This window comes from Lysinibacillus sp. AR18-8, assembly GCF_001705465.1.
GTDB classification, from domain to species: domain Bacteria; phylum Bacillota; class Bacilli; order Bacillales_A; family Planococcaceae; genus Lysinibacillus; species Lysinibacillus capsici.
The window spans coordinates 49,340-67,424 of the sequence record NZ_MDGU01000014.1 but is presented as its reverse complement, the minus strand read 5'-3'; the positions used below and the strand labels follow the sequence as shown (position 1 = coordinate 67,424).

21 protein-coding genes are annotated in these 18,085 nt (G+C 37.7%); 16 read left to right on the top strand and 5 right to left on the bottom strand.

Features of this window, described 5'->3' with window-relative positions:
- Positions 1–228 precede the first annotated feature (228 nt).
- The 5 genes from thrS (at position 229) to BFM98_RS12370 (ending at position 4,138) form a co-directional block, all read left to right on the top strand.
- Positions 229–2,160, top strand: coding sequence for a threonine--tRNA ligase (thrS, locus tag BFM98_RS12390; RefSeq protein WP_048393612.1), 1,932 nt, complete (start codon positions 229–231; stop codon positions 2,158–2,160).
- A gap of 415 nt (positions 2,161–2,575) precedes the next feature.
- Positions 2,576–3,079 (top strand): translation initiation factor IF-3, encoded by a 504-nt coding sequence (infC, locus tag BFM98_RS12385; protein ID WP_016994853.1) that lies wholly within the window; start codon positions 2,576–2,578, stop codon positions 3,077–3,079.
- Positions 3,080–3,110: 31 nt separating this feature from the next.
- Positions 3,111–3,311 carry a 50S ribosomal protein L35 gene (gene rpmI / locus BFM98_RS12380; protein ID WP_004226312.1) on the top strand — a complete coding sequence of 67 codons (201 nt, stop codon included), beginning with the start codon at positions 3,111–3,113 and terminating at the stop codon, positions 3,309–3,311.
- Between the two features lie 57 nt (positions 3,312–3,368).
- Positions 3,369–3,728 carry a 50S ribosomal protein L20 gene (gene rplT / locus BFM98_RS12375; RefSeq protein ID WP_025114500.1) on the top strand — a complete coding sequence of 120 codons (360 nt, stop codon included), beginning with the start codon at positions 3,369–3,371 and terminating at the stop codon, positions 3,726–3,728.
- Positions 3,729–3,874: 146 nt separating this feature from the next.
- Positions 3,875–4,138, top strand: a complete 264-nt coding sequence (locus BFM98_RS12370; protein ID WP_066037545.1) for a DUF1294 domain-containing protein — start codon at positions 3,875–3,877, stop codon at positions 4,136–4,138.
- Positions 4,139–4,161: 23 nt separating this feature from the next.
- Here BFM98_RS12370 and BFM98_RS12365 read toward each other — a convergent pair whose 3' ends face one another.
- Positions 4,162–4,557, bottom strand: coding sequence for a hypothetical protein (locus BFM98_RS12365; RefSeq protein ID WP_016994855.1), 396 nt, complete (start codon positions 4,555–4,557; stop codon positions 4,162–4,164).
- Positions 4,558–4,662: 105 nt separating this feature from the next.
- Here BFM98_RS12365 and BFM98_RS12360 point away from each other — a divergent pair, with 105 nt between their 5' ends.
- Positions 4,663–5,148, top strand: coding sequence for a dUTP diphosphatase (locus BFM98_RS12360; RefSeq protein ID WP_054549960.1), 486 nt, complete (start codon positions 4,663–4,665; stop codon positions 5,146–5,148).
- 94 nt (positions 5,149–5,242) lie between these two features.
- Complete coding sequence (locus BFM98_RS12355) at positions 5,243–6,331, top strand: M42 family metallopeptidase (protein ID WP_016994857.1); 1,089 nt, start codon at positions 5,243–5,245, stop codon at positions 6,329–6,331.
- Positions 6,332–6,742: 411 nt separating this feature from the next.
- On the opposite strand, the gene BFM98_RS12350 is transcribed toward BFM98_RS12355, so the two are convergent.
- Together BFM98_RS12350 and BFM98_RS12345 are read right to left on the bottom strand one after the other, a co-directional pair.
- Positions 6,743–7,741, bottom strand: a complete 999-nt coding sequence (locus BFM98_RS12350; RefSeq protein WP_066037544.1) for a serine hydrolase domain-containing protein — start codon at positions 7,739–7,741, stop codon at positions 6,743–6,745.
- Positions 7,742–7,763: 22 nt separating this feature from the next.
- Positions 7,764–8,210 (bottom strand): MarR family winged helix-turn-helix transcriptional regulator, encoded by a 447-nt coding sequence (locus BFM98_RS12345; RefSeq protein ID WP_066037543.1) that lies wholly within the window; start codon positions 8,208–8,210, stop codon positions 7,764–7,766.
- Between the two features lie 242 nt (positions 8,211–8,452).
- Between BFM98_RS12345 and argF the strand changes: the two genes are divergently transcribed.
- The 9 genes from argF to BFM98_RS12300 all read left to right on the top strand — a co-directional run bounded on the left by argF (position 8,453) and on the right by BFM98_RS12300 (position 16,263).
- The gene (argF, locus tag BFM98_RS12340; RefSeq protein WP_066037542.1) at positions 8,453–9,418 is read left to right on the top strand and encodes an ornithine carbamoyltransferase; all 966 of its coding nucleotides are present in this window, start codon (positions 8,453–8,455) and stop codon (positions 9,416–9,418) included.
- Between the two features lie 297 nt (positions 9,419–9,715).
- Entirely contained in the window at positions 9,716–10,612 is an 897-nt protein-coding gene (locus tag BFM98_RS12335; protein WP_048393626.1) for a LysR family transcriptional regulator, read from the top strand.
- A 143-nt stretch (positions 10,613–10,755) separates the two neighbouring features.
- The gene (locus tag BFM98_RS12330) at positions 10,756–12,084 is read left to right on the top strand and encodes an LLM class flavin-dependent oxidoreductase (protein WP_066037541.1); all 1,329 of its coding nucleotides are present in this window, start codon (positions 10,756–10,758) and stop codon (positions 12,082–12,084) included.
- 45 nt (positions 12,085–12,129) lie between these two features.
- A complete protein-coding gene (locus BFM98_RS12325) occupies positions 12,130–13,143 on the top strand; it encodes an LLM class flavin-dependent oxidoreductase (protein ID WP_066037540.1) in 1,014 nt (337 codons plus the stop codon).
- A 13-nt stretch (positions 13,144–13,156) separates the two neighbouring features.
- Positions 13,157–13,435: a glutaredoxin family protein gene (locus BFM98_RS12320; RefSeq protein ID WP_004226351.1), complete on the top strand. Its 279-nt coding sequence runs from the start codon at positions 13,157–13,159 to the stop codon at positions 13,433–13,435.
- A gap of 20 nt (positions 13,436–13,455) precedes the next feature.
- On the top strand, positions 13,456–14,280 hold the full coding sequence (locus BFM98_RS12315) for a transporter substrate-binding domain-containing protein (protein ID WP_066037539.1): 825 nt from the start codon (positions 13,456–13,458) through the stop codon (positions 14,278–14,280).
- Positions 14,281–14,304: 24 nt separating this feature from the next.
- Positions 14,305–15,009: an amino acid ABC transporter permease gene (locus BFM98_RS12310; protein ID WP_066037538.1), complete on the top strand. Its 705-nt coding sequence runs from the start codon at positions 14,305–14,307 to the stop codon at positions 15,007–15,009.
- 12 nt (positions 15,010–15,021) lie between these two features.
- Complete coding sequence (locus tag BFM98_RS12305; protein WP_066037537.1) at positions 15,022–15,735, top strand: amino acid ABC transporter permease; 714 nt, start codon at positions 15,022–15,024, stop codon at positions 15,733–15,735.
- Positions 15,736–15,750: 15 nt separating this feature from the next.
- Complete coding sequence (locus BFM98_RS12300) at positions 15,751–16,263, top strand: GNAT family N-acetyltransferase (protein ID WP_066037536.1); 513 nt, start codon at positions 15,751–15,753, stop codon at positions 16,261–16,263.
- Between the two features lie 47 nt (positions 16,264–16,310).
- On the opposite strand, the gene BFM98_RS12295 is transcribed toward BFM98_RS12300, so the two are convergent.
- Both BFM98_RS12295 and sspI read right to left on the bottom strand, forming a co-directional pair.
- The gene (locus BFM98_RS12295; RefSeq protein ID WP_066037535.1) at positions 16,311–17,690 is read right to left on the bottom strand and encodes an FAD-binding oxidoreductase; all 1,380 of its coding nucleotides are present in this window, start codon (positions 17,688–17,690) and stop codon (positions 16,311–16,313) included.
- A 78-nt stretch (positions 17,691–17,768) separates the two neighbouring features.
- Positions 17,769–17,978 (bottom strand): small acid-soluble spore protein SspI, encoded by a 210-nt coding sequence (gene sspI, locus BFM98_RS12290; protein ID WP_066037534.1) that lies wholly within the window; start codon positions 17,976–17,978, stop codon positions 17,769–17,771.
- Between the last annotated feature and the right edge of the window lie 107 nt (positions 17,979–18,085).

Genomic DNA, 18,085 nt, shown 5'->3' with positions numbered 1-18,085 from the left:
AGTGGTGGATCCGCTCATATAGGGAGATAAGTCGCTCGCGAAAGTGGTAAATTCGCTCATAGAGAGTAAGAAACCGCTCAGAAACATGAAGATGCCGCTCCGATTGAACAGAGAAATGCTTAAAAAAGCAATGACTCCGCTCAAACCAAGCCGTAGAGTCACACAAACATTGCTCCAGCCAATCATCAAGCATTATGTATTTATCAAAAACAAAGGAGTGCAAAGAATATGTCAGAAATGATTAAATTAACTTTCCCAGATGGCGCTGTAAAGGAATTTGCAAAAGGCACATCAACTGATGACGTAGCATTATCTATTAGCCCTGGCTTACGGAAAAAAGCGTATGCAGGTAAAATTAATGGTGTGTTAGTAGATTTAAAAACACCAATTGAAGAGGATGCAACAATTGCAATCATTACACAAGATGATGAGGCAGCACTTGAAATTTTACGTCACTCAACTGCCCATTTAACAGCGCAAGCTATTAAACGTCTATTCCCAGATGTAAAGCTTGGTATTGGTCCAGTAATTGAAGGTGGTTTCTACTATGATATCGACTCACCAACACCAATCACTGCTGAAGATCTACCAGCCATTGAAAAAGAAATGAAGAAAATTATTGCTGAAAACCTTGAGGTAGAACGCAAAAATGTAAGCCGTGCAGAAGCACAAGCCCTTTATGAAGAAATTGGCGATGAGTATAAATTAGAATTACTTGAAGCCATTCCTGCAGATGAGCAAGTATCTATTTATTATCAAGGCGAGTTTTTTGATCTTTGCCGTGGTATCCACGTACCATCTACGGGTAAACTTCGTGAATTCAAGCTTTTATCATTAGCGGGTGCTTACTGGAGAGGGAACTCTGATAACAAAATGTTACAACGTATTTATGGTACAGCGTTCTTCAAAAAAGAGGAATTAAAACACCACCTTCAAATGCTAGAAGAAGCAAAAGAACGTGATCACCGTAAAATCGGAAAAGAATTAGAACTGTTTACAACTTCCCAAAAAGTTGGCCAAGGTTTACCACTTTGGTTACCAAATGGTGCAACAATTCGTCGTGTTATTGAACGTTATATTGTCGATAAAGAATTATCACTTGGCTATAAGCACGTTTATACACCAGTATTAGGTTCTAAAGAGCTTTATCAAACTTCTGGTCACTGGGATCATTATCAAGATTCAATTTTCCCACCAATGGAAATGGATAATGAAACATTAATTATGCGTCCAATGAACTGTCCTCACCATATGATGGTGTACAAAAACAGCATGCATTCATATCGTAACCTACCATTGCGTATTGCAGAGCTTGGCACTATGCACCGTTACGAAATGTCAGGGGCTGTTTCAGGCTTACAACGTGTTCGTGGGATGACATTAAATGATGCCCATATTTTTGTTCGCCCAGATCAAATTAAAGCGGAATTCCAAAAAGTAGTACAGTTAATTTTAGAGGTTTATAAAGATTTCGATCTTAATGATTACTCATTCCGTTTATCTTATCGCGACCCAGCAGATACTGAGAAATACTTCGATGATGATGCAATGTGGGAAAAAGCACAAAGTATGCTAAAAGAAGCAATGGATGAACTTGGCTTAGACTACTTTGAAGCGGAAGGTGAGGCTGCATTCTATGGTCCTAAACTTGACGTTCAAGTAAAAACAGCGATTGGTAAAGAAGAGACTTTATCTACAGTTCAATTAGACTTCTTATTACCAGAACGCTTCGACCTAACTTATGTTGGGGAAGATGGTAAGCCTCATCGTCCAGTTGTTATCCACCGTGGTGTTGTATCAACAATGGAACGTTTTGTTGCCTTCTTAATTGAAGAATACAAAGGAGCATTCCCAACTTGGTTAGCACCGGTACAAGTTGAAGTTATTCCAGTATCGAATGAAGCTCACTTCGACTATGCAAAGCAAATTGAAGAGCAACTTACAGCGGCTGGTTTACGTGTGGAAATGGATGATCGTGAAGAGAAATTAGGCTATAAAATCCGTGAGGCACAAATGAAAAAGATTCCTTATATGCTTGTTATCGGGGATAAAGAGGTTGAGGCAAATGGCGTAAATGTTCGACGTTATGGCTCGAAAGATTCCGAAACAATTAGCTTTGAGGATTTCCTAGCAGCTATAAAAACAGAAATTACAAAATAAGCTTTAACTAGAAACCCTCGCTTGCCAAAGTGAGGGTTTCTGTATAAAATAAATCTTGCATTTGTATAGAATAGCTTCATTTTGGTTATGTTAGCACAGATAAGAAAATAAATATTTGACAGCTTATCATATACATGCTAATATAATTAAGGTTAATGAATACAAAGTTTGTGGTTGAAGTAGAGGCTGCCCGCTTCTCACCTGATACAACGCTTTAAAGGCTGTGAACAGGTATGACACGTTGAATTGTTTTGCGTAGACTTGCGCATGCACATATAGCGGGCGGACATCTTCAAAAATGTCCGTCCTTTTTTTATGGACATGACGAGAGGATGTACCGTTCAACCGGGCAAGGCTTTGCCCAAACCATGTATTCGCGACAACTACTTGGAGGTGGATTACTATTAGCAAAGACATGTATGTAAACGAAGGCATTCGCGCACGTGAACTTCGATTAATCGATCACAATGGTGACCAGCTTGGTGTAAAGACACGTAATGAAGCGCTAGAAATCGCCGCTCGTGTAAACTTGGATCTTGTCCTTGTGGCCCCTCAAGCCAAGCCGCCAGTCGCTCGTATCATGGACTATGGTAAATTTAAGTTTGAACAGCAAAAGAAAGACCGTGAAATTCGTAAAAATCAAAAGGTCATCGTAATGAAAGAGGTTCGTTTGAGCCCAACAATCGATGAGCATGATTTCCAAACGAAGTTACGTAATGCGATTAAATTCCTTGAAAAAGGCGATAAAGTAAAATGTAGCCTACGTTTCAAAGGTCGTGCGATCACACACAAAGAGATTGGTCAACGTGTGTTAGATCGTTTTGCTGAAGCTTGTGCTGAAGTATCAACGGTAGAACAAAAACCGAAGATGGAAGGCCGAAGCATGTTCTTAGTTCTTCAACCAAAGAACGAGAAATAATATTAGACGAACAGTTTAGGAGGAATTCGACATGCCAAAAATGAAAACTCACCGTGGAGCTGCGAAACGTTTCAAAAAAACGGGTTCAGGTAAATTAAAATACGACCGTGCTTATGGAAGCCACTTATTCGCAAACAAATCTACGAAACAAAAACGTCACCTACGTAAAGCGAACATCGTATCATCTGGTGACTTCAAACGCATCAAATCTTTACTTGTTTACATGAAATAATTGACTACAAAAAAATACTAACATTCATTTTTTAATGAAAAGCAGGAGGTAATTCATATGCCACGCGTAAAAGGCGGAACAGTGACGCGCAAACGTCGTAAAAAAGTATTGAAATTAGCTAAAGGTTACTATGGTTCAAAACATACATTATACAAAGTTGCTAACCAAGCAGTAATGAAATCAGGTCAATATGCATACCGTGACCGTCGTCAGAAAAAACGTGATTTCCGTAAATTATGGATCACTCGTATCAACGCAGCTGCTCGTATGAACGGTCTTTCTTATAGCCGTTTAATGCACGGTTTAAAAGTTGCAGGTATCGAAGTTAACCGTAAAATGTTAGCTGACCTTGCAGTAACTGATGCTACAGCATTCACTCAATTAGCAGACGCTGCTAAAAAAGCAGTAGCTAAATAATAGCTGACAACATTCACTATTATTTCTGCACCGAAAGCGTAGCGACAGGTGCAAAATATCATAAGTGCAATAAAAAGACTGATGGGTTTTTCCATCAGTCTTTTTTGTGTTAGATTAATAGTATCACGGTTTTAAAGGAGTAAGAAATGGGACAAGCATTATTAGCTTATATGAGCATTGTATCAATTGTATTGCTCATATTAATGGGGATGGATAAATCACGCGCAAAGAATCATGAATGGCGTATAGCAGAGCGTACATTATTTACACTAGCCATAGCAGGAGGGGCAGCTGGAGGTGTATTGGGTATGTATTTATTCCGCCACAAAACACGTCATAATCGTTTTGCATTTGGTTTTCCCCTACTTGCAGCCATACAAATTTTTATCATTGTGCGGCTTTGGACATAAATGAGAATAATTAAAACACATCCTCATGATGAGGATGTGTTTCGCATAAGCTGTTCAATGGGCTGCTTCCAATTGATTTTGGCGCTTGGATAGTTCAATAATATTTCTTGCTGCAAATATTCAAAGTCGCTTTTGCTGAAGCCTTGTAATGTGGCAGCATCACGCGCACCGACGAAAATGGTTACAACCTCAAATGCATCCTCTGTTGTGCCTAGGTATTTTTCACCTTCAAAAAGAGCACCTTTATAGGAAATAAAGAAATTTTTTCGGACATTTTTAACGTCATCATAGAAATAATACTGGCCTTTTTCATAGGCTTCATCAAGTTTGCGTTTAGGATCGGTTATATAACGAATCGCTTTGTAAAATACATAGATAATAAGCGCTATTACAGCAAGTCGAATTAGTAACGGCAACATGTTTAAATTTCCCCCTTGAAGAAAGGTTATTCTTTCCTATACGGTTAGAAGGGTCAAATAGTTTCACTTTTTATAAAAAATTTTTTAGAAATTTAGGAGAAAAAAATGAATTTACAACAATTGTTTACCATGCAAAAAGAGCTTGATGATTTTATCGAGCAAACACAAAATATTCAGCAAGATGTGTTTCAGGAAAAGGGCTTAGCCTTACTAGTGGAACTAGCTGAGCTTGCTAATGAAACACGTTGCTTTAAATTTTGGAGCACAAAGGGACCATCAGCACGTGAAGTCATTTTAGAAGAATATGTAGATTCGATTCATTTTATCTTATCTCTTGGCTTATTAAAGGGCTATACATCGATTGAAATGTGGCCTTTCGTAGAAGAAAACAAAGATTTAACAGCTACTTTTTTAGAAACACAAAGTGTTATTTTAGCATTTATTCATCAACCTACAGAGGAGCGTTATTTAGCTATTTGGCAATACTATGGATTACTAGCGTATAATCTCGGTTTTACATTTGAGGATGTGGTTGGTGCTTATCTTGAAAAAAATCAAGAAAATTATCATCGGCAGCGTTCAGGTTATTAAATTAAGAAATACACCAATTTTCAGACGATTAAGCTAGGAATATTTCGGTAAACGAAGTATAATAAAATAGATACAAGAAGTAGGAGGCAAAAGGATGACACAACTAGATCCAACATTACAAATGTTTAAAGATTTAACAGATGCGAATGGTATCGCAGGTAATGAACGTGCACCGCGTGAGGTCATGAAAAAATACATTGCACCATATGCAGATACTGTAGAAACAGATAACTTAGGTAGTGTCATTGCTAAAAAAGTTGGCGATGAAAACGGTCCTAAAATTGTTGTAGCAGGACATTTAGATGAAGTAGGCTTCATGGTTACACAAATTGATGACAAAGGCTTTATCAAATTCCAAACAGTGGGTGGCTGGTGGAGCCAAGTTATGCTTGCACAGCGTGTAACGATTACTACACGTAAGGGCGATGAAGTGATTGGGGTTATTGGTTCAAAGCCACCTCATATTTTACCTGCGGATGTACGTAATAAGGTAGTAGACATTAAAGATATGTTTATTGATATTGGTGCAGCTTCTAAAGATGAAGTACTTGAGTGGGGCGTACGTCCTGGCGATATGGTAACACCGTACTTTGAATTTAATGTAATGAAAAATGATAAGTATCTATTAGCTAAAGCTTGGGATAACCGTATCGGCTGTGCAATCGCGATTGATGTTATGAAAGCGTTACAAAATGAAAAGCACCCTAATATTCTTTATTCTGTAGGGAATGTACAAGAAGAAGTTGGACTTCGCGGTGCAAAAACTGCTACACATAAAATCCAACCAGATATTGGATTTGCAGTGGACGTAGGTGTAGCAGGAGATACTCCTGGAGTTACAGCAAAAGAATCAACGAGTAAGATGGGTGCAGGCCCTCAAATCGTTGTGTATGATGCATCTATGGTTTCACATCGTGGCTTACGTGAATTCGTATTAGATGTAGCAGATGAGCACAATATTCCATATCAATTTGAAGCGATGGCTGGCGGTGGTACAGATGCTGGCTCCATCCACGTAACAGCAAATGGTGTACCAGCACTATCAATCGGTATTGCAACACGCTATATTCATTCACATGCAGGTATCCTACATCGTGATGATTATGATAATGCCGTTAAATTAATGGTAGAAGTCATTAAAAAATTAGACCGTGATGCCGTCAATAAAATTACTTTTGACTGATACTGCTAAATAGATATAGCATGATTTTGCCTTCTAACAAAATGTTAGGAGGCTTTTTTACTCATTCCAAAACAATTAGACTTGCTAATATGAATAGTAATTATAAACACAAGTCCCATTCTTATTAGTGAGTAAGACTCTTATAGAAATCAAAATATAGAGAAGTATTAATTTGTAGGTTAATGGAAAATAGCTGCAAGTAAATTGATTGTTGCTGTGCTGAGCAACAGCCTATGTTAAGTTAGCTTATGACAAGAATCATTGCTAGCTTCTAGAAGCGTTTAACGAGCATAGAACTATTAAGAATGAGTAAAGGTTGACAGGTTTCAAGCAATGTATAGGAGCTAAAAGTAGTTCTTGTGAAGAATAGGGTATTCCCGTTTATACCATTCAAGAAACACCCCATTTTCGCTATAAAGAATTTTGCAAGAGCTGTAGAATATTTTTCCCCATTTCAAGAGGGGTTGTTGCTAGTATAGAGGATCGATAATTGGATAGAATCACGACACCTGTTTGCTGTTTTTTATTAAATCCTAGATAACTAGAGAAGCCTTTCGTTGATCCGTTATGCCAAATAATATCGTCTTCAAGTACCCAACCTAATCCGATCCTTACATCTTTTGAAATAGTATGAGTAGCTTGATGTGTTAATAGATAGCCTGAATTTTGATTGCCAATGTGTATTTTTAAAAATTTTAATAAATCATCAACAGTGGATCGTATAGCGCCAGCTGCCATAAATTCATTCATTTCAAGTGGGGGCTTGTTATGTCCCCGAACAGAATATCCCTTCAATACGGTATTTTCTTTAGAGGGGGGGATAGAAATAAAGGTATTCGTTAAATTTAAAGGTTCTACGATTCTACGAGTAATGGCTGTTTCAAAGTCAATGTGAAGTTCATTTGCTAATAAATATCCTAAAAGGCCCATTCCTACATTAGAATATCTAAACTTAACTTTAGGCTCCTGGGTATGGGTTTTAAAATACTGTATTGCCTCATTCAATGAGTAGGGACAAAAGGGGTCACGAGGTGTTTGGCTATCAAAAAGATTATAGATGTTCTTCAGTACACCAATTCCCGGTAGACCAGATGTGTGATTTGCCAAATGTCTCAAAGTTACAGGGTGATTATCGGGAATTTCAGAAAAGTATTTGGCGATAGAATCTTCTATCTTCACGATTCCTTCTTGAATCATTTCCCCAAACATGGATGTTGTTAAAACTTTAGAGATTGACCCAATTTCATAGACATAGGGTTTTTTATCATATGTGACATTTGAGCCGTTGAATATAAAAGCAGCATCTAGATTACGACAAATAACACCAATGGATAGGATTACATTCGGACGAGTCTTTACGTAAGGATAAGCAATTTTAAAAATATCCTTTTTTAAATCATTTAAATCCACAAATATTCCTCCTTTTCAATCTCTAATTTTGTTGATCGCTAGAGACGATAGCATGGAGTTTCGTGTATATTTCTTTTAATTGCAGTAAATCCTCTTTAGAGAGCTGTGAATAGTATTTATTGATAATGGCTAGTTCAATTTCTTCCTGTTTTTGAAAATAATCAAAGCCCCGCGTATCTAACTCGATGATGATCTCTCTACGGTCCTTTTGATTTATGGTTCTTTTTATAAAGCTCTCCTGTTCTAATCTTCCTACTAATTGACTTACAGCACTAGCAGATGTCCCCATCAACTTTGCTAATTCGAAGGTTTGCAAAGGGCCATGTGTTTGAAGAAGACTTAAAAATAGTGCCTGCTTTGTAGTTAATGTTTCATCTAATAGGGTGGAGAATTCTTCTGTTAGCATCACATTTGTTTCATATTCTACTTGGTTCAGCTCTTTGACCAGCTGTATCAGCTCTTTTTCCATTTTTTCACCGCCTCAATAGTTAATGCATATTAATTATAAATATATATAAACTATAATGCAATTATTTAAGAATATGAATGTTTAGTAAAAAAGAAAATATGTATAAATATTCGCTTTGACGAATTTTTGACACATTTAATAACAAATGAATAATAATTAAGATTAATTATAAAAATTCAGTTGATTTTATATTTATGCATGTTATACTAATTTCAACAGCAACGATATAAGGAGCGAAGGCTATGAAATTACTCGAAGAAGTACAGTTAAAGTTAGTGTCTAGTTTAAAGGGAAAAGATTTACTAACTTTGCTAGACTATACAAGTCAAGAGGTCCAGGATCTTATTGAATTAGCAACACAGCTTAAGATGATTACAAAAGAGGGGAAATGTCCAAGATTACTAGAAGGTAAAACGCTTGGCATGATTTTCGAAAAACATTCAACTCGTACTCGTATTTCATTTGAAGTTGGTATGAATCAATTAGGTGGGAAAAGCATGTTTATGCATGCGCGTGATTTGCAAATTGGTCGTGGTGAATCAATTTACGATACAGCGCATGTATTATCTGGCTATTTAGATGGCATTATGATTCGCGCAAACTCTCACAAAATGGTCAAAGAGCTTGCAGAGCATGCAGCAATCCCTGTCATCAATGGATTAACGGATATTTATCATCCCTGCCAGGCATTAGCTGATTTAGAGACGATTGCAGAAAATAAAGGCATGTTAAAAGGACTTAAAATTGCCTATGTAGGTGATGGCAACAATGTAGCACACTCACTCGTAGTAGCTTCAGCACACGTTGGCATGAATGTAGCTGTTGCGACACCTGTAGGATATGAATGTGATGGGGAAGTCATCGCTAAAGCACAGGCCATTGCGGCAGCAAATGGCAGTACGATTATAATCACGAATGATCCTGTTGAAGCAGTATTAAATGCAGATGTCGTCTATGCTGATGTTTGGACATCTATGGGTCAAGAGGAAGAAACAGCAAAACGTTTACAAGATTTTGCTGGCTATCAAATTAATGATGAGCTAGTAGCCTATGCAAAACCAAATTATATGTTCTTACATTGCTTACCAGCACATCGTGAGGAAGAGGTTGCGACTTCAGTTATTGACGGACCTAATTCTTACATCTTTGAGCAAGCCGAAAATAGATTGCATGCTCAAAAAGCTGTATTAGCATCGATTTTAGCTTAAATTGAGACATATGCTTTCTCGAGTTGAGAAGTACGATAGATAGAGTTTACATGGACAACAGAGGGTGTTCATGTGAATAACATAAAAGTGGTAGGCAGACAGAGGGATGTTCACCACGTGCGATGTTTGTTGTCAAGATGGATGGCTACATCGCTACATAGTAAAGTAACCTGGGAGACGCTAGGTTACTTTTTTTCTTTGTCAAAAATATAAAACATGGTTTTCTTATAAGTTATAGAGAATATAAGGAATTATTTATATAATAGGTTAAATAAGTAATGAAGGAGTGAACTCCTCGTGAATATAGACCATATCGAGGCATTTTTATATGTTGTCCATTACAAAAGTATCCATAAAGCAGCCAATGCATTATTTCTTTCACAGCCGACTGTAACTGCACGTATTAAGTCATTAGAACGAGAGCTAGGTGTTGAGTTATTTTACCGAGATGGAAGGAGTGTGAGCGTATCAGAGAAAGGGAAAGATTTTTTACCATTTGCCACGCAAATTGTGCAAACATTTCAGCAAGGAAAGAAGCAATTAGAAGAAACGCAGGAGACCGATGAGGTATGTATTGGTGCAAACGGTGTAACAGCCCAGTATTTTTTAGCCTATGCATTGCCTAAATGGAAAGAGCAATTTCCTTATTTGCGTTTTCAATTATTTACAGGTTCCACAACAAACATTTTAGAAAAGCTACAAAGCCACCAAATTCATCTAGGCTTTATTCAATATGTACATGGGGATGACATAGAGAACGAGCTTTTATTGAACAATACAGTGAAACTTGTCAAACACCGTGATCACCCATTACAACTAAATGAACTTATTCAAGCAAAAGAATTAGCTCAACAGAAAATGGTGTTTTTTGAATGTGGCGCGTTTGATTGGAATTATGTGCATAAAATGTTCGAGGTAGAGGGAGTAGCAGCCAATATTGAGGTACGAACAGATCATTTAGAAGTTGCCAAAGAGTTTATTCGGACAAAAGACTATCTAAGCTTTTTACCACATCTATGCATTAAAAAGGAACTGGAAAGCGGTGAATTTGTGGAGATAGACGTTAAGCATTTGCTGGATATGAATCAACATATATTTTTAACCTATAAAGAGAAAGAGACGTTGCCATCAGCCTTTTGGCAGACAATTTGTGAAACAGCTAAGCATTTTGAAAGCATAGGAGACACGTATTGATAAAAAATTTTATCACCACATAAAATTTTTTCTATTACTGTACCTATTGCATATCGTCTAAAGGAACGGTAATATCATTCTCAATCCAACAAAACATACTTAACCACTATGTTTAGTAAAATAAAGATTGAGGAGGAATTGACATGGCTAGACAGGATAAAATTCGATTTGGAGCAATTATTCATGGGGTAGGAGGAAATATTTCTGGTTGGCGTCATCCAAAGGTGGCGAGCAATCAAAGTGTAAGCTTACCTTTCTATATTCAGCAGGCTCAGAAAGCAGAGCAGGGAAAATTTGATGTAGCATTTATTGCGGATGGTTTATTTATTAACGAAAAATCCATCCCTCATTTTTTAAATCGATTTGAACCTATTACAATCTTATCGGCTTTAGCAGTAGCGACGAAAAACATTGGGTTAGTTGGAACAGTCTCAACTTCCTATAGCGAACCATTTACAGTAGCACGCCAATTCGCTTCATTAGATCATATTAGTGCTGGGCGTGCTGGATGGAATGTTGTAACGACACCATTAGAAAGTACTGCTTTGAACTATAACAAAACAATCGACCAACATCCTAGCCATGCAGAACGCTATCTCATTGCGGAAGAATACTTAGAGGTTGTCCAAGGCTTATGGGACTCGTGGGATGATGATGCGTTTATTGCAGATGTCAACAAAGATCAATTTTTTGATCCAGAAAAATTACACACATTACATCATAAAGGGCGATATTTTTCAGTCCAAGGACCACTCAATATTGGTCGAACAAAGCAAGGCCAGCCCGTTATTTTCCAGGCTGGGTCGTCTGATGCAGGCATTCGATTAGCTGCAAAAGATGCAGATGCCATTTTCACACATGGGGCATCTATTGAAGAGGCACAGAAATTTTACTCGAGAGTAAAAAAAGAGATGGCAACATTTGGACGAAATCCCGAAGAAGTAAAGATTTTTCCAGGTATATCACCAATTATTGGCGATACGGTGGAGGAAGCAGAGGCGAAATATCAAGAAATTGTTGAGTTAGTTTCCATAGACCGTGCTCTTGCTTATCTTGGACGTTACTTTGACCATCATGATTTTACCCAATACGATGTGGATGCACCGTTTCCTGATCTAGGGGATATTGGAGCCAATAGCTTTAGAAGCACAACCGATTATATTAAACGTTATGCTAAGCAGGAGGGTCTGACATTACGTCAAGTCGCTTTACGCGAGGCGACACCAAAAACAGCCTTTTTTGGGACAGCTGAGCAAGTAGCAGATCTTGTACAAGAATGGTTTGAAAAGGAAGCAGCAGATGGTTTTATTATTGGCGTGACAGTACCTGGTGCTCTTGAAGATTTTGTTGATAAAGTAGTGCCAATTTTACAAGCAAGAGGGCTATATCGTAAAGATTATGAGGCAGATACTTTGCGTGGGAATTTAGGTTTACCATTCAAGGAAAGTCGCTATGTTAAACAGTCTGTCTAAAAACCTAGTAAGTTTATTTGAATAAAAGAAATTAGGAGGGGTTATATGAGTTATACATTAGGCATATTAGATCAAAGCCCTATTATTGAAGGAGCAAGCAATGAACAAACATTACAAAAAACGGTGGCTTTAGCACAACGAGCTGAGCAGTTAGGCTATTCACGTTTTTGGGTATCGGAGCATCATCATACAGAGTCATTAGCAGGTTCTTCTCCAGAAGTATTGGTTTCTTATTTACTTGCTAAAACCAAATCCATTCAAATTGGATCAGGTGGGGTTATGCTACAGCATTATAGCCCCTATAAAGTAGCCGAAAATTTCCATGTTCTAGCATCATTGGAGCCAGGACGTGTAGATTTAGGAATCGGTAAAGCCCCTGGTGGCTTGCCACTTTCCACGAAGGCTCTACAATATGGCACACTCAATCAAGGAGAAGATTTTGAAGAGAGACTAATATTTTTACAGCAATTAATTGAGCAATCCATACCTAAAGAGCACGAATTATATGGCATACAAGCAACGCCGATTCCAAAGGCAAAGCCGACATTATTTTTGCTTGGCGCTAGCCCTGAAAGTGCTGCTCTTGCAGGAAAACTCGGCATTGCATTTGTCTTTGCTCGATTTATTAATAGTGATAATGATGTTTTGGCGCAAGCGGCTACAATCTATCGCAGTCATCATCCAAACGGTACTTTTGCAATTTCCATTGCTGCACTTGCTGCTCCAAGTAAAGAGGAAGCGAAAGAGCTAATAGGAGATCAAAAAATTACAAAGGTGCATTTAGCAAGTGGCAGAAGCCTGACGCTACAATCAGTAGAGCAAGCAGAGAAATTTGGTCAGGAATCTGGAGAGGAATACACGGTGGAGCAGTATGAGGCCGATATTTTATACGGTACAGCAGAAGACATTAGAGCCAATTTAGATGACTACCATGTACGATTCCAAATTGATGAATTTATTTTGCATACGCCCATCTTGAAGGAATTTGAACGTCAACGTTCGTTTGAGCTTTTAAGTCCTGTCCATTTGCAGTTACAGCAAAAGGTGAAGGTAATCTAAGGGAGGTCATGATATGACAAAAAGTTTAGATATAATTATTTGGTCGAAGCAAGGTTGTAGTTATTGCGAGGAAATAAAAGCATATCTACAAGAACGACATATTTCCTACAAAACAGTTGATGTCACGTCTAATGATAATTTTAGAGACATCCTTGATATAAAGTATGGTGTTCGACATGTACCCGTTGTAGAAATTGGTTCAAGTGAAACAGGTATCTATAGAGCCGTAACAGCAATTGGTTTAGAGCATCTACAGAAGGCACTTGCTGTGAATCTACCCTCATATGCATAACAGAAGGAGAGAGGAATCTTATGAAAAAAATATCATTTTATTTGCTACTTGTGCTAGCAGCACTATTAACTGCGTGTGCAAACTCAGAAAAAACAGTTGGTGACGCCAGTGCTCAAAAAACAGCACAGAGTGGCAAGGATGTTCAAAAAATTATAGTTGGTACGGGAACTCAGTTTCCAAACATCTGTTTTTTAGATGACAAGGGAAATTTAACTGGTTATGATGTAGAGCTTGTTCGTGCAATTGATGAGAAGCTACCAGAATATGAGTTTGAATTTAAAACAATGGAATTCTCCAATTTATTACTAAGTTTAGAAACAAGAAAAATAGATTTTATTGCCCATCAAATGGAAGTTAATAGTGAGCGTGAAGAGAAGTTTTTATTTAATAAAGAGCCGTATAATGTTTTCCCATTAAAGGTGACAGTCAACGAGAAAAATAATGCAATTCAATCCATTGAGGATTTAAAAGGGAAAAATGTGAGTGTTTCACCAACAAGTAATTCTGCTGTTTTTATTGAAAAGTATAATAAAGAGCATAATTTAGGAGCAAATATCGTTTATTCTTCTGGCTCAGTTGATGTTAATAATCAACTTGCAACGGGACGAATTGATGCCATTATTACCACACCGTTTGCTGTTCGATACTATAACGAAAGCAATGAGGCACAGCAAAAGGTTGTAGGTGATGCATTATTAAATTCAAAGGTCTACTTTTTACTCAATAAAGATGAAGTGAAGTTACAGGAGCGCTTAGATGAAGCAATCGTTGAATTAAAGAAAGAGGGGGTAGTGAGTGAGCTTAGTAAAAAGTGGTTGGGTGATGATTATACAGTAGACTTCTAATGAATAGGAAAGGAAGATGGCAGTATGGAAAATAACTTTGATGTCGTGCTAATTGTGGAAGTACTTCCAACATTGCTTCAGTATTTACCCATAACTTTCGAGATTCTAGTATTCTCCATACTTTTTGGTATGATGCTTGGGATTGTGCTAGCCATACCAAAGCTACTTCACATACCGATATTGAAGCAAATTATTACAATCTATATATCCTTTATTCGTGGTACACCCATTTTAGTGCAGTTGTTCTTAGTATTTTACGGTATACCCGCATTGTTAAAGCTCATTCATATTGATGTGACACGAATGGATGCAATGTATTTTGTTATTATTACGTACACATTCAGCAATGCGGCAGCCTTTGCCGAAATATTTCGTGCAGCAATTTTAACCGTTGATCGGGGTCAAATGGAGGCGGCCTATTCAGTAGGCTTAAGTGGATCACAGGCTTTTATGCGAATTGTTTTTCCACAGGCAATACGTGTTGCTTTTCCAAATATAGCAAATACAATGATTAGTTCATTAAAAGATACATCGTTAGCATTCTCCATCGGTGTAATGGATATGGTGGGGAGGGGAGAAACCTTGATTGCTTCTACGACACGAGCGTTTGAAATCTATGTAGCTTTGTCAATTGTTTACTATGTCATCGTGATAATCCTTGAAAAAGTATTTAAATTTAATGAACGCTATTTTAATCGCTATATGCCAAAGGAGCTTGCTTCACAATAGGGGGAATATGCTATGACCATTGATATCGCTTTTATAGTAGAAGCATTACGAGAAATTAGTAAAGTAATACCGTTAACCTTATTCATGACTATTACACCTGTTTTATTAGGAATCGTTATTGGCATAATTGTAGCTTTCGTGCGCATTCAACAGATAAAAATAGTCTCATCTGTACTTAATTTTTATGTTTCATTTTTCAGAGGAACACCTATCATTATGCATATCATGCTCGTTTATTTTGGCTTGCCAATGCTAGTTGATAGTGTAGCTAATTTGCTTCATTTAAAGATACAATCAAATTCTATTCCTATATTATTTTTTGTCATACTAGCCTTAACACTTAGTGCAGGGGCTTATGCCTCAGAAATTATTCGTTCAGGGATATTAGCTGTACCTAAAGGACAATTAGAAGCAGCATATGCGATTGGATTAACATTTCCTCAAGCGATGCGACGTTATATTTTACCACAAGCATTTGGGCAATCTATTCCCAATTTGACGAATGTTTTTATTGGTTTTTTACATGCTACATCATTAGCATTTTTCTTATCCATTAAAGAATTGACCGGTGTGGCAAATATTATTGCTTCCATGAACTTAAAGTTTTTAGAGTCATTTATTGCTGTTGGTCTTATTTATTGGGGAATTTCAATCATAGTAGAATGGGTTTCACACCGTATTGAAAAAAGAGTAACAGCCTATAGTAAAGGCGGTTTTTCATCATAGAAAGGGGAAATTAGAGTGACAGTAGCGAACATTGTGATTGAACATTTACAAGAGGAAGATTATGCAAGCTATCTTGAAGTTTTAGTTGAGAGCTATGCGCAATATGAAAAGGACTATGAAGACCCAGAGCGCTGGCAATCATATTTAAGTGATATCCGTGCTTCGGTTGGTAATCCGAATGCAGAAACAATTCTAATTGCAAAACACGGAGATGACATATTAGGTGGATTACAACTATTTACAGATGCAGGGAAAGCGTATGGCTTGCCGGAGCTAAATATTCAATCGACGATTGTGCGCTTATTAGGTGTGCATCCAAAAGGAAGAGGGCAAGGGGTTGCTAAGAAATTATTAAATGAAAGTTTTGCCTTTGCTAGAAAGAGACAGGATCAGGCACTTTATTTACACTCAGGTGATATGATGCAGGCTGCCATAAATCTTTACTTATCATTAGGTTTTGTTCGAGATGAGTCGAAGGAATTTTACAAGGGAGATATATTAGTCAAGAGCTTCCGTTATGATTTATAATGATAAACCCGCTGATGCTCTAGTCAATCAGCGGGTTTTAATGTTAATTATAGTGTGAAAATCTTTCCTGGATTCATAATGTTAAGTGGATCAAGCGCTGCTTTTATGCTTTTCATGACGACTAAAGAGGTACCGTGTTCAGTGGCTTGGTATTTCATTTTGCCAATGCCAACACCATGCTCGCCCGTACATGTGCCACCTCGAAGTAATGCATATTGCACGATTTGTTCATTGAAGCGATCCGCTTTTGCCTGTTCCTCGGCGTCATTTGGATTTAACATTAAAAGTGCATGGAAATTTCCATCGCCCACGTGGCCCACAAGCCCACCTGCGAGTCCAACATGATCAAGCTGTTCTCGTGCATATAAAATGGTTTCAGCAAGCACAGAGATTGGTACACAGACATCCGTTGACATGAGCTTCTTACCAGGATAAGCATGAATATATGCATAGGCTAAAGAATGTCGTGCTTCCCAAAGCTTATTACGAGCAGCATTATCTTGCTCGAATTCGACGGATAGACAGCTGTAGTCCTCAAAAATTTCTGTAGCAAATGCGATGTCCGCATGCATACCCGCTTCGTTTCCGTGGAATTCTAAAAACAATGTTGGTTTTTCGCTAAAGGATGTATCGTTATAGACATTGGCCTGCTTCATAGAGGATTCATCGACCAATTCCACTCGACCAATTGAAATACCAGCCTGTAATAAGGCGGTAACAGCACTAACAGCATCTCCAACTGTGTCAAAAACAGCTCGCCCCGCTGTCAAAAATTCAGGTATACCATACACTTTTAACGTTAACTCCGTAAAGCAGCCAAGTGTTCCTTCAGAGCCGACAAATAGACCATTTAAATGATAACCAGAAGAGGATTTCGCGGCTAAATTACCTGTATGGATGACAGAGCCATCTGCAAGGACAACCTCTAAATCACGAACCTGATCACGCATAACACCGTAACGCACAGCAGTCGTACCACTAGCATTCGTCGCAGCCATGCCACCTAGTGTTGCATCTGCACCTGGATCCACTGTGAATTGTAGACCGTGTTTTTTTAACTCCTTATTCAGTTGAGAGCGCGTGACGCCAGGCTGAACTTTTACAAGAAGGTCGTCAGGTCGAACTTCTAAAATCTTATTCATTTCAGAGAAATCAATAGAAATACCATGTGCAATAGGAATCGCGTTTCCTTCTAAGCTGGAGCCAACACCGAATGGTACAACTGGTACACGTTGTGCATGTGCAATTTTTAAGATGGCACTGACATCAGCTGTGGAACGGGGAAAGACAACGATATCAGGTAATCTCATCATATGATGAGATTCATCCTTTCCATGTAGCTGTCGTACCGTTTCGTTTGTTGACACTTGTTCTTCTAATAAAACCTGTTTGAGTTGATTGACAAGTAATTCTACTGCAACAGTCATTCCAATCCCTCCAAATTTTCTGATAAGTAAAACTTTATCACGCATTTATTGGAAATGGAATGCACAGTTCATTAAAAATCAGTTAGCAAATACTTTTTCTAGTTTTTGAACAAATTCATCTTGTTCTGTTGGACTGGATTGCTTCCACCATTTTTCAAAAAACACCCCAAGCCCTGGTAGTAAATGCTCTTCTCCACGATTAATAGCATCTTCCACAATGTCTTTGAATTCTGCGGCAGATTGACCATGTACATTCGCTGTAATTGCATCTCTTATTTGAAAATTCATCTATATCGCCTCCTTAGTAGTAATTTGTCCAACTATCGTTTAAATATGTATGAAATACCAAAGAAAATAGATAATTTTTGCAATAACTTTGGAGGAATTATGACTAA

Coding starts and splice junctions, on each gene's coding strand:
- rpmI (WP_004226312.1), top strand. CDS start 3,111: ATGCCAAAAATGAAAACTCACCGTGGAGCTGCGAAACGTTTCAAAAAA.
- BFM98_RS12315 (WP_066037539.1), top strand. CDS start 13,456: ATGAAAAAAATATCATTTTATTTGCTACTTGTGCTAGCAGCACTATTA.
- BFM98_RS12330 (WP_066037541.1), top strand. CDS start 10,756: ATGGCTAGACAGGATAAAATTCGATTTGGAGCAATTATTCATGGGGTA.
- thrS (WP_048393612.1), top strand. CDS start 229: ATGTCAGAAATGATTAAATTAACTTTCCCAGATGGCGCTGTAAAGGAA.
- infC (WP_016994853.1), top strand. CDS start 2,576: ATGTATGTAAACGAAGGCATTCGCGCACGTGAACTTCGATTAATCGAT.
- BFM98_RS12325 (WP_066037540.1), top strand. CDS start 12,130: ATGAGTTATACATTAGGCATATTAGATCAAAGCCCTATTATTGAAGGA.
- BFM98_RS12320 (WP_004226351.1), top strand. CDS start 13,157: ATGACAAAAAGTTTAGATATAATTATTTGGTCGAAGCAAGGTTGTAGT.
- BFM98_RS12360 (WP_054549960.1), top strand. CDS start 4,663: ATGAATTTACAACAATTGTTTACCATGCAAAAAGAGCTTGATGATTTT.
- BFM98_RS12305 (WP_066037537.1), top strand. CDS start 15,022: ATGACCATTGATATCGCTTTTATAGTAGAAGCATTACGAGAAATTAGT.
- BFM98_RS12365 (WP_016994855.1), bottom strand. CDS start 4,557: ATGTTGCCGTTACTAATTCGACTTGCTGTAATAGCGCTTATTATCTAT.
- BFM98_RS12295 (WP_066037535.1), bottom strand. CDS start 17,690: ATGACTGTTGCAGTAGAATTACTTGTCAATCAACTCAAACAGGTTTTA.
- BFM98_RS12370 (WP_066037545.1), top strand. CDS start 3,875: ATGGGACAAGCATTATTAGCTTATATGAGCATTGTATCAATTGTATTG.
- sspI (WP_066037534.1), bottom strand. CDS start 17,978: ATGAATTTTCAAATAAGAGATGCAATTACAGCGAATGTACATGGTCAA.
- rplT (WP_025114500.1), top strand. CDS start 3,369: ATGCCACGCGTAAAAGGCGGAACAGTGACGCGCAAACGTCGTAAAAAA.
- BFM98_RS12345 (WP_066037543.1), bottom strand. CDS start 8,210: ATGGAAAAAGAGCTGATACAGCTGGTCAAAGAGCTGAACCAAGTAGAA.
- argF (WP_066037542.1), top strand. CDS start 8,453: ATGAAATTACTCGAAGAAGTACAGTTAAAGTTAGTGTCTAGTTTAAAG.
- BFM98_RS12355 (WP_016994857.1), top strand. CDS start 5,243: ATGACACAACTAGATCCAACATTACAAATGTTTAAAGATTTAACAGAT.
- BFM98_RS12310 (WP_066037538.1), top strand. CDS start 14,305: ATGGAAAATAACTTTGATGTCGTGCTAATTGTGGAAGTACTTCCAACA.